Raw genomic sequence first — 12,346 nt, 5'->3', positions numbered from 1 at the left:
TCCAAGCGCTTCGAAGCTCAAAGCGCTTTGGGACCAGGTGACGCGCGGGTTACTTCTTGCCCAGGCTGATCTGCTTGGACGGGCCGAATGTCTGGCCGCTGACGCCCTTGGCAATTTGCTGGATTTCACCGCCGGACTTGAGGAATGCAGCGATCTGGTCGTTGATAGACTCGCTGGTTTCAACGGCTGGAGCGGGCTTTGCTTTGCTGTTGGATGCTTTTACGCGCATGACGGCCATTAACCTGTAAATAATTAATTGGGCCAGGCATCGTACAGGAAATACTTGACAATTGCTTGGCAAATATACCCCTCAATTATCACGCCGGGCGCTGGAATAAGGGGCGATTAATGCCGTCATTATTGCCCTAAGCCACTGTTTTAAATAGCAACCCTCTGGACTGTATAACTTGAAATCGGCTGGCCGAAACGGCCTAGTGGGCCATTGTCTGCCTGACGAATGGCCGCATTCGCGAGGAAAACCCACGGAAATCAACGGCTGCACAAGGCCCTTCTGGCCGCCCGCGCCAGAGGTCACGAATCACGCCGCAAAACCGGGTAGAATGCCGCCCACGCAATGAGGGTATTGGAAATGGCTTTAGTCGGGCGCTACAACAGTTTGCAAGTGGTTAAACACACTCACTTCGGTTTATATCTGGACGGCGGGGCGGACGGCGAAATTCTGCTGCCCAATCGTTATATTCCCAAGGATATTCCCAGCGAAGATGAAGACTGGCTTAATGTTTTTATTTATCTGGACAGCGACGACAAACTGATCGCTACCACGGAGAAACCCAAGGTTCAGGTCGGTGAGTTTGCCAGCCTGAAAGTGGTTGAAGTCAACAGCATCGGCGTGTTCCTGGACTGGGGCCTGCCCAAGGACTTGCTGCTGCCGTATTCCGAAGAAAAGCGCCAGATGACCGCCGGCGAATATTGCGTGGTGCACGTCTACCTCGACAAGCACACCCGCCGCATCACCGCCACGGCGCGCCTGGACCGTTATCTGGACAAGACCCCGGCCAACTACACGCCAGGACAGGAAGTCGATTTGCTGGTCGCCGAAGCCACCGACATGGGCTTCAAGGCGATCATCAATAACAAGCACTGGGGCCTGATTCACAAGAACGAAATCTTCAAGTTCATGCGCGCCGGCAAGCAGGAAAAAGGTTTCATCAAGGAAATCCGCCCGGACGGCAAGATCAGCTTGAGTTTGCAACCGGTGGGCCAGGAAGCGGCGACCAGCCTCAATGCCAAGATCCTCGCCAAGTTGCGCGAAAACAATGGCACGCTGCCGGTCAGCGACAAGAGCGACCCGGTGCTGATCAGCAGTTTGTTCGGCGTAAGTAAGGGTAACTTCAAGAAAGCCATTGGTGCGCTGTACAAGAATGGGCAAATTGTCATTCATGCTGATCGCATCGAATTGAGCTGATCTTCAGTCGAGCCACAGCATCTGTGGCAAATAAGGATTCATGTGACCAGGAGAGCCTGCTGTGGGAGCAAGGCTTGCCCGCGAAACAGGCGCCTCGGTATCAGAAAGACCGCATCGCCTCCATAGCGAGCAAGCTTTGCTCCCACAGCGGTGTGCCGTTCCTCCAAATCCCTCGCCACAGGAACGGTGTTCGGCGTTCCTCTGTATACAAAACCCTGCACCTTTAGCATGCACCTGCGCCCTGTTCGTGGGCGCATGCCTGCTCTTGCCCGGCTTTAATCCCCGCCACACACCGCAGTTTGTCTCATATTCCCCACCTATGGCACGCATTCTGCGTAGCAACCCGTATACAAACCATGCCGGCTCCCGTGCGCAGTATGGTGAGCAGGTCGATACGGGGGCACGGCGGTACTCAAAAGGAGCCCCGCAATGTCCGAGCAATTGCCCAACGGCTACAGCCCTCGTCTCTATAACGAAGATCTGGGTCCGCTGCCGCAGAAATGGAACTGGTACAACATTTTCGCCTTTTGGATGAGTGATGTGCACAGCGTCGGCGGTTATGTGTTCGCTGCCAGCCTGTTCGCGTTGGGGCTGGCGAGTTGGCAGGTGTTGATTGCGTTGCTCTGCGGCATCTGCATTGTGCAGTTGATTGCCAACCTGGTTGCCAAACCGAGCCAGCAAGCGGCGGTGCCGTATCCGGTGATCTGTCGGCTGGCGTTTGGGGTGTTCGGTGCGAATATTCCAGCGGTGATCCGCGGCTTGATCGCGGTGGCGTGGTACGGCATTCAGACGTACCTGGCTTCCAGCGCGCTGATCATCGTGGTGCTGCGGTTTTTTCCTTCCATGGAAGTCTATGCCACGCCGCAATTTGCCGGTTTGTCCTACTTGGGCTGGTTCGGTTTCCTCAGCTTATGGTTCGTCCAGGCGCTGGTGTTCTGGGCCGGTATGGAGTCGATTCGCCGCTTTATCGACTGGGCCGGTCCGGTGGTGTACGCCGTGATGTTCCTGTTGGCCGGCTGGATCGTATGGAAAGCCGGCTGGAGCAACATCAATTTCACCCTGGCGGAAAAGTCCTTATCCGGCTGGCAGGCGTTCGGTCAGGTGATTGTGGCGACGGCGTTGGTGGTGTCGTATTTCTCCGGCCCGACCCTCAATTTTGGCGATTTCAGTCGCTATTGCCGGAGCATGTCTGACGTGCGCCGAGGCAATTTCTGGGGGTTGCCGGTGAATTTCCTGGCGTTCTCCCTGGTGACCGTGGTGATTGTTTCCGGGACGTTGCCGGTGTTCGGCGAAATGCTCCATGACCCGATCGCCACTGTGGCGCGCATCGACAACAATGTGGCCGTCTTGCTGGGCGCCTTTGCTTTCGTGACCGCCACCATCGGCATCAATATTGTCGCCAACTTCGTCTCCCCGGCGTTCGACTTCGCCAACGTCGCCCCCAGCAAGATCAGCTGGCGTGCCGGCGGCATGATTGCAGCGGTGGCGTCGATTTTCATTACGCCGTGGAACCTGTTCAACAACCCCGAAGTGATCCACTACACCCTGGACGTGCTGGCAGCGTTCATCGGTCCGCTGTTCGGGATTTTGCTGGTGGATTACTACCTGATCAAAAAACAGCAGATCGACGTGGATGCGTTGTTCAACGACGGGCCGAGCGGACGTTATTACTACAGCGGCGGCATCAACTGGACGGCGGTCAAGGCGCTGGTGCCGGCGACGTTGATGGGCGTGGCGATTACCTTCACGCCGATGTTGCAACCGATGGCCAATTTCGCCTGGTTCACCGGTTGCTTCCTGGGCGGGGTGTTGTATTTCGCTCTGGCGCGCCGTGAGCCGGCCGCGCAGTTGAGCAAATCGCTCAGCCCGGCTGGCCAGGCCTGATCAACGCAGGGCGGTTTGGGTGCAGGGGGTTACTGCGCTGCGGCTGGCGGGGCGTAGCAACAGTCCGCCGGCCAGCAGCAGACCGCTGCCGGCGACGATCAGCGCCGGTTGCAACCCGCCGCTGAAATGGCTGCTCAGCGCCGCCAGCAGCGGCCCGCTGAGTTGGCCTACGGCAAAGCAGGCGGTCAACAGGCCGGCGTTGCGCTGGGTAGTGTGGGGCGCCAGCTCCCGCGAGCGCAGCATCACCAGCTGCATGCAGGCCAGGAACGGCGTGCCACACAGGATCACCCCCAACACCAGCCCCGGCCCGCTGCCTAGCAGGCAGGCGAATACGCCGGCGGCTTGCAGCCAGAGCGTACCGATCAGCCAGCGGCCAGTGGTGTTCGGGTTCGGCCGCCGCAAGCTGACCAGCAGCACGCCGGTGGCGGCGGCCAGGCCGAAGCAGGGCCAGAACAGGTCCGCTTGCCATTGCCCGCGGAACTGCGCCGAGGCCATCTGCGACAGGAACGTTGCCGGGATGATGTAGCCCAAGCCGTACAGGACGTACACCACGCCAAGTCGTGCGATGCCACGGTTCGGCGAGGGAGTGACCGGCGCGGCGACGGTCGTGCTTGTGGCGGCTTGCGGCAGGATCGGCAGAATGACCAGCAACATCGCCAATGCCACGCCGGCATACACCAGCCACAGCATTGCGGACGTCTGGCCCAGCAGGTTTGAGCCCAGGGCGAGCAAACCTGTGAGGAAAATCCCCAATCCTGGTCCGGCAAACACCAGTGCGCCGAGGCGCGGCCGTCCCGCGGCAGCGGCCAGCGGTTGGCTCAGGGCGGTGATCATCACCATGACCCAGGCGCTTGCCACTCCGGTGCCGAAGCGCAGCGCCAAGTGTGGCCAGAAGCCCCAGGCCCAGAACGAGGCCAGGGTCAGCAATACGCACAACCACAGGCCCCCGAGCAAACGCCTCCGCACCTGTTCCGGGCGGTGAGCGAACATGGCGTCCAGCGCGCCGAGGAAATAGCCCAGGTAGTTGGCGGCGGCAATCAGACCGGCGGCGGTCAAGTCGACCTGACCTTCGCCGATTAAATGAGGTAACTGCGGCGTTAAGGCGAAGCGGCCAATGCCCATGGCCATCATCAGGGCGATGAAACTGCCGAGCAGACGAATAAGAGGTGACATGGTCGTTCTCCAGCGTGAGGCGAATGACCGTCAGGCTAGGACCGATTGACTTTCATTAAAAATGAATAATAGTGAGTAACTTGTTCTTTTTTGGAGAAAGTCGTGGAGTTCAGCCAATTACGGATTTTCCAGGCCGTGGCCGAGGAAGGGTCCATCACCCGGGCTGCCGAGCGTCTGCACCGGGTGCCGTCGAACCTTTCGACCCGGCTCAAGCAGCTCGAAGAGCAACTGGGCGTGGATCTTTTCCGGCGTGAGCGTCAGCGTTTGCAGCTATCGCCGGCGGGAAAAGTCTTGCTGGACTATGCGATCAGGCTTTTTGCTCTGCACGACGAAGCCCATGCCGCCGTGCAGGGCGGGCAACCGGCGGGGGATTTTGTGTTGGGTACGATGTACAGCACAGCGGCGATTCACTTGCCGGACCTGCTGGCCAGTTATCACCGCATGTACCCGGCGGTGAACCTGCAGGTGCAGTCGGCGCCCAGTGGTGAACTGCTCGAAGGCTTGCTCACCGGGCGCCTTGACGCGGCGCTGGTGGACGGCCCGCTGGAGCTGGCGGGGTTGGACGGGGTGCCGTTGTGCGACGAGCAGTTGGTGCTGATCACCGAAGCCGATCACCCGCCAGTGCGCAGTGCGCTGGATGTTCAGGGCCGTTCGGTATTCACCTTTCGCCAGGGCTGTTCCTACCGCATGCGTCTGGAAGCCTGGTTTGCCCATGACCATGCGGCCATGGGCCGGGCGATGGAGATTGAGTCTTATCAGGGGATGCTGGCCTGTGTGATCGCCGGCTCCGGGGTGGCGCTGATGTCCGAGTCGATGCTTGCCAGCCTGCCGGGCCGCGAACGTGTAAGGATGCATCCGCTGGCCGAACCGTTTGTCCGTGCAACGACCTGGCTGATGTGGCGCAAAGGAATGGTGGGGGCCAATCTCACCGCTTGGATTGAACTGCAACAACAGGCCTGGCCGCGGGCGCCTCTGATGGTGGAACGATCAGCTTGAGCGCCCGGTGTTGGATTTTGATGGATTCAGTAACAGATCATTGCAATGTGTGACGAGCATTGCGTAGGACTTCGGACTATTATCAGTGCGAAGGGGCCACAGAATTCTGCCGCTAGTACCACCCTGAAGGGGGCACCACGATGAAAGAGAAAATCCAGAACTGGCTTCATGACTTGGGTGTCGCGCTCGGCCTGATCGAGCCGCCTATGCAACCGATCCCTATCCGCACCGATGACGAGCAACGCCGCCGCCAGCCGCGCCGCCGGTAAAGACACCGCAGAATATCGGAGAGATCGCAGTCTCAGGCTGTTTCAGTTGAAACAGCCTGAGACTGCGATCTTTTTTGTTTTTGAAGGACAATCTCTGTGGGAGCGAGCCTGCTCGCGATAGCGGTGTATCAGTCAATATCAATGGTGGCTGATCCGCCGCTATCGCGAGCAGGCTCGCTCCCACAGGGTTTTCATCGTCTGGAACTGAGCGATACAGGGCAAAAAAAAAGGTGTGGCCACCGACGCCACACCCTTCGAAGAAAAACTGCTTTCAGACCGCCTTGGCCACCACCTTCGACCGGGGCGACAACAGGCTTACCACCACAAAACTCACCAGTGCCACGCTCAGGCTGTAGTAGATCGGCGTGTTGGCGTCCAGGCCGTCCTTGATCATGAAGAACAGCGCGGTCAGAAAGCCCAGCGACATGCTGGTGATCGCGCCAGCCGTGGTTGCGCGTTTCCAGTAGATGGCGCCGATCAGCGGAATCAGCATGCCGCCCACCAACAGGTTGTAGGCCAGGGTCAGGGCACTGATCACATCGCTCACCACCAGGGCGATGCCCAACACCACCACGCCCAGCAGCAGGGTCGCGATGCGGTTTTCGTGGACGTCGCCATTGCCGCTTTCACGGCCCTGGCGCAGACGCGGCAGCAGGTCCTGGACCACGGTGGTGGAGGCCGCCAGCAGGCCGGCGGCGGCGGTGGACATCAAGGCCGCCAGGGCCGCAGCGATCACCAGCCCGCGAATGCCGTTGGGCAGGGTGGTCTGGACGACGCTGGCAAAGGCGTTGTTGACGTTTTCCAGGTCCGGCAGCAATACCTTGGCCGCCATGCCGATCAATGCCCCCGCCAGGCCGTACAACACGCAGTACAGGCCAGCGGCGGTACCGGCCACTTTCGCCACGCCTTCGCTACGGGCGGTGAACACCCGCTGCCAGATGTCCTGGCCAATGAAGATGCCAAAGAAGTAGATCAGGAAGTAGGTGAGGATGGTGTCCCAGCCAATCGCGGTGAAGTCGAAGTAGCTGGCCGGCAAGGCCGCCACCATCGCGTTCCAGCCACCCGCATCGCTGATGGACATCGGCATCAGCAGGAACACCAGGCCGACGGTCATGATCAAAAACTGCACGATGTCGGTGAGGGTCAGCGACCACATGCCGCCAATGGTGGAATACAGCACGACGACACCACCGCCCACCAGGATCGACACCCAGAATGGCAGGCCGAACAACACCTGCATCACGGTGCCGATGGCGATGGTCGAGGTGGCGCCGATCATCAACGCATAAACCAGCATGATCAGCGCACTGGCGTGGCGCGCTGCCGGATTGTAGCGGCGCTCCAGCACTTGGGTCACGGTGTAGATCTTGAGTTTGAGCAACGGTTTGGCGAGGAACAGGCTCAGGCCGACGATGCCCAGGCCGATGGCGCCGCACAGCCAGAAACCGGAAATCCCATGGACGTAGCCCAGGCGCACGGTGCCAATGGTGGAGGCGCCGCCCAAGACGGTAGCCGCCATGGTGCCCAGGTAAAAGCCGGGGCCGAGGTTGCGTCCGGCGACCAGGTAGTCGTCACGGGTCTTGGCGCGGCGCATGCCGTACCAACCCAGGGCAATCATGCCGGTGGCATAGATGAGAACGACGATTAAATCCAAAGCCATGATGGCGTGTCTCCGATTGTCTTTTTTATAGTGAAGTCGGGTGATTGATGCCTTTGTGGCGAGGGGATTTATCCCCGCTGGGCTGCGAAGCAGCCCCAAAACAGCCTACTCAATCTGTCAGGCACACCGAGATGTCAGGGTTTGGGAGCGCTGCGCGCTCCAGCGGGGATAAATCCCCTCGCCACAGGTTCAGCGCTTGGTGAGACCGAACCCTTGCTACGCGGATCATCCGGCCCATATACCTGCGCCGGCTCCGGAAACAACCCAAGCAGCACCAGGTAAATCACCGAGGCCAGACCCAAGGTCACAGGCAGGCTAATGTCGATGCCGCCGGCCAGTTCGCCCAGCGGTCCGACGAACTGCCCGGGCAGGTTGACGAAGCACAGCCCCACCAATGCGCTGGGAATCCAGGCCCCCAGGCCGCGCCAGTTCCAGCCGTGGGTGAACCAGTAGCGGCCGCCGGTTTCGCCACGGGTGAACACTTGCAGGTCATCCGGGCAGTAGAAGCCGCGGCGCACCAGCAGGCCGATGATCATGATCACCATCCATGGCGTGGTGCAGGTGATGATCAGCACGGCGAAGGTCGATACGCTTTGCACCAGGTTCGCGGCGAAGCGCCCGATGAAGATGAAGGCAATCGACAGCACGCCGATCAGCAGCGTTGCCTTGACCCGCGACAGCACCCGTGGAAACACACTGGACATGTCTAGCCCGGTGCCATACAGCGCCGTGGTGCCGGTGGACATGCCGCCGATCACCGCGATCAGACACACCGGCAGGAAGAACCAGACCGGCGAGACTGCCAGCAGGCCGCCCACATAGTTGTTGGCTGCGATGTAGTCCGGTGCCTTGATCGCCACGATGGTGGCGGTGGCGAGGCCGAACAGGAACGGGATCAGCGTCGCCAGTTGAGCGGCGATTACCGCCAGCATGATGCGCCGCTTGGGCGTGTTGCGCGGGATGTAGCGCGACCAGTCACCCAGGAACGCGCCGAAGGAAATCGGGTTGCTCATGGCTACCAGCGCCGCGCCGATGAACGCCGCCCAGAAACCTGGTTGGCCAAGACCAACGGTGCCGGCGAACTGGCTGTCGAAGGTCGGCGCAAAGGCGACGATGCCCAGCAGAAACAGCAGACTGGCAGCCCACACGGCGATGCGGTTGACCCACAACATGAAGCGAAAGCCGTAGATGCACACCGTCAATACCAGCAGGGCGAACAGGCCATAGGCCAGGCCCAGGCTCAGGTCGGTTTCCGGCACGCCGATCAAGCGCTTGGCGCCACCGATCAACGCATCTCCCGAGCTCCACACCGACAGCGAGAAGAACGCGATGGCCGTCAGCAGCGACAGGAATGAGCCGACGATCCGCCCGTGTACGCCGAAATGCGCCCCGGAGGAGACCGCGTTGTTGGTGCCGTTGAGCGGGCCGAACAGACCCATGGGCGCGAGGATGATCGAACCGAGCACCACCCCCAGCACAATCGCCCAGACCCCGGCCTGGAACGAGAGGCCGAACAGCACCGGGAAACTGCCGAGCACGGCGGTGGCAAAGGTGTTGGCGCCGCCGAAGATCAGTCGAAACAGATCCGTCGGGCCAGCGGTTCGTTCATGGTCCGGGATCTGTTCAACCCCGTTGGTTTCGATTCGCGTAAGGCTGTTGTCGTTATTGTTATGCATGATCTGCTCCGATCATAAAGGCGCGCTCATCGTGTGCGAGCGTCGTCTGTTTGGCTAAGGGGGTGGCAGCCCTTCCGGCATAGCGGACAAATGTTCATGGCAGGCCAGCCATAGGCCCTGTTGTTCTTGTGTGCGTCCTTCCTGCTTGCGGAACAGGATGGTTTCGCGCTCCTGGCTAAAGTGTCGCTCCCCTTGCATGCGCAACTCGGTGGCCACGTCATGGATGAAAATCGCCACGTCCCCTTGCAGGCTGACGAAGGCGTTGCTCGAGGTACACGACAGCACCTCGAAGCCATCCTCGGACCGCCAGCGGTCCCACAACGCCTGGTAGGCATTGCGAGACAGCAGAGGCTGTTCGAGGGTGTAGAACACAAAACTCGCGTCGGCTGTGAAGGCGCCGAAGTAGGCGTCGCGGTCATTGCGGGCGAAGGCCGACACCAGTTCAGCGGCGGCCTTGAGCACTTGATCCTGATCGTTCATGACCGCACCTCAGCGATGGACCACACCGGGCAGTACGCAGAGCATCTCGTACAGCAGGTTGGCGCCCAGCAGCGAGGTGTTACCGGTGGTGTCGTAGGGCGGCGAGACTTCTACCAGATCGCAACCGACCAGGTCCAGGCCCTGGCAGCCACGCACGATTTCGATGGCCTGGATGGTGGTCAGGCCACCGATTTCCGGGGTGCCGGTGCCGGGCGCCCAGGCCGGATCGATGCCGTCGATGTCGAAGCTCAGGTACACCGGGCCGCCGCCGACTTTCTCGCGGACTTCGGCCATCAACGGTGCGAGGGATTTGTGCCAGCACTCTTCGGCCTGGACTACGCGGAAACCCTGGTTGCGGCTCCAGTTGAAGTCATCGGCGGTGTAGCCCTGGGCCCGCAGGCCGATTTGCACCACGCGGTCGCAATCGAGCAGGCCTTCTTCCACAGCGCGACGGAAGGTGGTGCCGTGGGCGATTTTCTCACCGAACATGTGATCGTTCACATCGGCATGGGCGTCGATGTGTACCAGGCCGACCTTGCCGTGTTTCTTGTGGATGGCCCGCAGGATCGGCAGGGTGATGGTGTGATCGCCGCCCAGGGTCAGGGGAATGACGTTGTGTTCCAGAATCTTGTGGTACGACTCTTCGATGATCCGCACGGCGTCCAGCAGGTTGAAGGTGTTGATCGGCACATCGCCGATATCGGCCACCGACAACGAGTCGAACGGCGCGGCACCGGTGGCCATGTTGTAGGGGCGGATCATCACCGATTCAGCGCGGATCTCGCGAGGCCCGAAACGGGTGCCGGCGCGCAGGGAGGTGCCGATGTCCAGCGGCACGCCGACGAAAGCAGCGTCGAGGCCGGCAGCGGTTTGCAAATGGGGGAGTCGCATCATGGTGGCGATGCCGCCGAAGCGCGGCATTTCGTTGCCGCCCAGTGGTTGGTGAAGAATCTTGTCCACGGGTAGGGCCTCATCGTTGTTTTATTTATCAGGGGTCGATTCTGCGAAAAGCGCGGGTAGGGAAGAATCGCTGAGGGCAAATACTTAGTTCAGATTTTTCTAAACTAATGCGGGGCGGGGCGATAGACTCGCGATTGATCTGTTGAGGTTAAATGGTGGGTGCAAGCCTGTGGGAGCAAGGCTTGCCCGCGATGAGGTCCATGCGGTTTGCTCTGGAACCGAGGCGCCTGTATCGCGAGCAAGCTTTGCTCCCACAGATAAACCCCCTTGCCACAAAGTTTGCAGTGTCCTGTCTGTATTTGGAGTTCCCCATGGCCAACGCTTTACCCGACCTGAAACTGCTGCGCATTTTCGTCAGCGTGGTGCGGCACCAGGGGTTTGCCAATGCCCAGCACGAGCTCAACCTCTCCACGTCGGCCATCAGCACCTACATGAGCCAGCTCGAATCGGCCCTGGGCCTGGTGCTGTGTCATCGTGGGCGGGGTGGGTTCAGCCTGACCAGCAAGGGCGAGTTGTTCCACCAGGAAACCCTGCGTCTGTTGGGCGAGCTTGAAGGCTTCGAGCAATACGCCGCCGCGCTGAAGGGCGAGTTGCGCGGCACGTTGAATCTGGGGGTGATCGATTCCACCGTCAGCGACAAGGCCCTGCCGTTCGCCGAAGCCATCGGCGCCTACAGCCAGGAGCATCCGGCGGTCCACCTGCACCTGTCGGTCATGAGCCCGTACGAACTGCAACTGGGCGTGCAGGACAACCGCCTGGACCTGGCCATTGGCGCGTTTTCCACGCGCATGAGTGGCCTGGTCTACATGCCGCTGTACCGTGAGCAGCACTGGTTGTATTGCAGCAACCGTCACCCGCTGTTCAACGAGCGGCGTATCCCTGAGCAACTCATCACCCAGCAGCGCATGGTCGGGCGCGGTTACTGGAGCCAGGCCGAACTGGCTCGCCATGGCTTCAAGCACAGCGCGGCGACGGTGGAGAGCATGGAGGCGCAGTTGATCCTGGTATTGTCCGGCGCCTACGTCGGTTACCTGCCTGAGCACTACGCCCAGGCCTGGGTGGACAAGGGCGACTTGCGCGTCTTGCTGCCGGCCACTTTTGGTTATCAGGCACCGTTTTCGATGATCGTGCGTCGTGGCCGCAGCCGTGAGCCGCTGATCCAGACTTTTCGCGACCTGCTCAAGGCGCAACTCAACCAGGCCTGAGGTGCCGTCATGTCCAGAATCCAGTGCACGCGTTGCCAGAGGCCGCAAAGCCATTGCCTGTGCCCGCTGATCCCCAGCCTCGACAGCCGCACCCGCGTGTTGCTGTTGCAGCATCCCAGCGAAGTGAACCACGCCTTGAACACCGCGCGGCTGGCGGCCTTGGGGCTTAATAATGCCGAGTTGATCGTGGGCGAGGTGTTCGAGGATTTGCCCGGCTTGCTCAATCAACCGGGTTATCAGGCGCGGCTGTTGTTTCCCGGTGAACAGGCGCAGCCCATGCACGCTTATGCTCCGTCTGACGACCCGCTGCTGCTGGTCGTCCCGGACGGTACCTGGCGCAAGGCGCGCAAGTTGCTGCACCTCAACCCTCTGTTGGCGGCGCTGCCGAGGGTGACGCTGGCCGATGGCGGTGTGTCTCGCTACCGCTTGCGCAAGGCGCCAGGGCCTGGTGCTTTGTCGACGGTGGAGGCGGTTGTCCAGGCGCTGCAAACCCTTGAGGCGCCGACCCGTTTTGAGCCGTTGCTGAGGCCGTTCGAGGCGTTGATCGAGGGGCAGATTGCGGCGATGGGGGAGGCGACGTTTCGGCGTAACCATGCTGAGAAATAATGGTTGTCTTT

Annotated in this window: 12 protein-coding genes; 6 read left to right on the top strand and 6 right to left on the bottom strand. The window is 60.8% G+C overall.

Features of this window, described 5'->3' with window-relative positions; genetic code table 11:
• Positions 1 to 49: 49 nt before the first annotated feature.
• Positions 50 to 238 carry a hypothetical protein gene (locus PSH57_RS21210; RefSeq protein WP_018607615.1) on the bottom strand — a complete coding sequence of 63 codons (189 nt, stop codon included), beginning with the start codon at positions 236 to 238 and terminating at the stop codon, positions 50 to 52.
• 351 nt (positions 239 to 589) lie between these two features.
• Here PSH57_RS21210 and PSH57_RS21205 point away from each other — a divergent pair, with 351 nt between their 5' ends.
• Positions 590 to 1,426: a CvfB family protein gene (locus PSH57_RS21205; protein WP_047227905.1), complete on the top strand. Its 837-nt coding sequence runs from the start codon at positions 590 to 592 to the stop codon at positions 1,424 to 1,426.
• 429 nt (positions 1,427 to 1,855) lie between these two features.
• Entirely contained in the window at positions 1,856 to 3,310 is a 1,455-nt protein-coding gene (locus tag PSH57_RS21200; RefSeq protein WP_305385333.1) for an NCS1 family nucleobase:cation symporter-1, read from the top strand.
• On the opposite strand, the gene PSH57_RS21195 is transcribed toward PSH57_RS21200, so the two are convergent.
• Positions 3,311 to 4,483, bottom strand: a complete 1,173-nt coding sequence (locus PSH57_RS21195; protein ID WP_305385332.1) for an MFS transporter — start codon at positions 4,481 to 4,483, stop codon at positions 3,311 to 3,313.
• A 102-nt stretch (positions 4,484 to 4,585) separates the two neighbouring features.
• On the opposite strand from PSH57_RS21195, the gene ptrR reads away from it, so the two are divergent.
• Together ptrR and PSH57_RS21185 are read left to right on the top strand one after the other, a co-directional pair.
• The gene (gene ptrR, locus PSH57_RS21190; RefSeq protein WP_305385331.1) at positions 4,586 to 5,479 is read left to right on the top strand and encodes a putrescine utilization regulator PtrR; all 894 of its coding nucleotides are present in this window, start codon (positions 4,586 to 4,588) and stop codon (positions 5,477 to 5,479) included.
• A gap of 140 nt (positions 5,480 to 5,619) precedes the next feature.
• Positions 5,620 to 5,748: a PA1414 family protein gene (locus PSH57_RS21185; RefSeq protein WP_256222727.1), complete on the top strand. Its 129-nt coding sequence runs from the start codon at positions 5,620 to 5,622 to the stop codon at positions 5,746 to 5,748.
• Between the two features lie 271 nt (positions 5,749 to 6,019).
• Here PSH57_RS21185 and PSH57_RS21180 read toward each other — a convergent pair whose 3' ends face one another.
• The 4 genes from PSH57_RS21180 to speB form a co-directional block, all read right to left on the bottom strand.
• Complete coding sequence (locus PSH57_RS21180; RefSeq protein ID WP_305385329.1) at positions 6,020 to 7,408, bottom strand: sodium:solute symporter family protein; 1,389 nt, start codon at positions 7,406 to 7,408, stop codon at positions 6,020 to 6,022.
• Between the two features lie 134 nt (positions 7,409 to 7,542).
• Positions 7,543 to 9,087 (bottom strand): purine-cytosine permease family protein, encoded by a 1,545-nt coding sequence (locus tag PSH57_RS21175; RefSeq protein WP_305390450.1) that lies wholly within the window; start codon positions 9,085 to 9,087, stop codon positions 7,543 to 7,545.
• A gap of 51 nt (positions 9,088 to 9,138) precedes the next feature.
• The gene (locus PSH57_RS21170; protein ID WP_305385328.1) at positions 9,139 to 9,564 is read right to left on the bottom strand and encodes a YybH family protein; all 426 of its coding nucleotides are present in this window, start codon (positions 9,562 to 9,564) and stop codon (positions 9,139 to 9,141) included.
• Between the two features lie 9 nt (positions 9,565 to 9,573).
• Positions 9,574 to 10,524, bottom strand: a complete 951-nt coding sequence (speB, locus tag PSH57_RS21165) for an agmatinase (RefSeq protein WP_003198979.1) — start codon at positions 10,522 to 10,524, stop codon at positions 9,574 to 9,576.
• Positions 10,525 to 10,835: 311 nt separating this feature from the next.
• Here speB and PSH57_RS21160 point away from each other — a divergent pair, with 311 nt between their 5' ends.
• Together PSH57_RS21160 and PSH57_RS21155 are read left to right on the top strand one after the other, a co-directional pair.
• Entirely contained in the window at positions 10,836 to 11,729 is an 894-nt protein-coding gene (locus PSH57_RS21160) for a LysR family transcriptional regulator (RefSeq protein ID WP_047227898.1), read from the top strand.
• A gap of 9 nt (positions 11,730 to 11,738) precedes the next feature.
• A complete protein-coding gene (locus PSH57_RS21155) occupies positions 11,739 to 12,335 on the top strand; it encodes a tRNA-uridine aminocarboxypropyltransferase (protein ID WP_305416069.1) in 597 nt (198 codons plus the stop codon).
• Positions 12,336 to 12,346 lie beyond the last annotated feature (11 nt).

The organism is Pseudomonas hefeiensis, assembly GCF_030687835.1.
GTDB lineage: Bacteria > Pseudomonadota > Gammaproteobacteria > Pseudomonadales > Pseudomonadaceae > Aquipseudomonas > Aquipseudomonas hefeiensis.
Note: the sequence above shows the minus strand (reverse complement) of the source record. Positions and strands in the feature narration are given on the sequence as shown.

Coding starts and splice junctions, on each gene's coding strand:
- PSH57_RS21210 (WP_018607615.1), bottom strand. CDS start 238: ATGGCCGTCATGCGCGTAAAAGCATCCAACAGCAAAGCAAAGCCCGCT.
- PSH57_RS21160 (WP_047227898.1), top strand. CDS start 10,836: ATGGCCAACGCTTTACCCGACCTGAAACTGCTGCGCATTTTCGTCAGC.
- PSH57_RS21195 (WP_305385332.1), bottom strand. CDS start 4,483: ATGTCACCTCTTATTCGTCTGCTCGGCAGTTTCATCGCCCTGATGATG.
- PSH57_RS21180 (WP_305385329.1), bottom strand. CDS start 7,408: ATGGCTTTGGATTTAATCGTCGTTCTCATCTATGCCACCGGCATGATT.
- PSH57_RS21200 (WP_305385333.1), top strand. CDS start 1,856: ATGTCCGAGCAATTGCCCAACGGCTACAGCCCTCGTCTCTATAACGAA.
- PSH57_RS21205 (WP_047227905.1), top strand. CDS start 590: ATGGCTTTAGTCGGGCGCTACAACAGTTTGCAAGTGGTTAAACACACT.
- PSH57_RS21170 (WP_305385328.1), bottom strand. CDS start 9,564: ATGAACGATCAGGATCAAGTGCTCAAGGCCGCCGCTGAACTGGTGTCG.
- PSH57_RS21185 (WP_256222727.1), top strand. CDS start 5,620: ATGAAAGAGAAAATCCAGAACTGGCTTCATGACTTGGGTGTCGCGCTC.
- PSH57_RS21155 (WP_305416069.1), top strand. CDS start 11,739: ATGTCCAGAATCCAGTGCACGCGTTGCCAGAGGCCGCAAAGCCATTGC.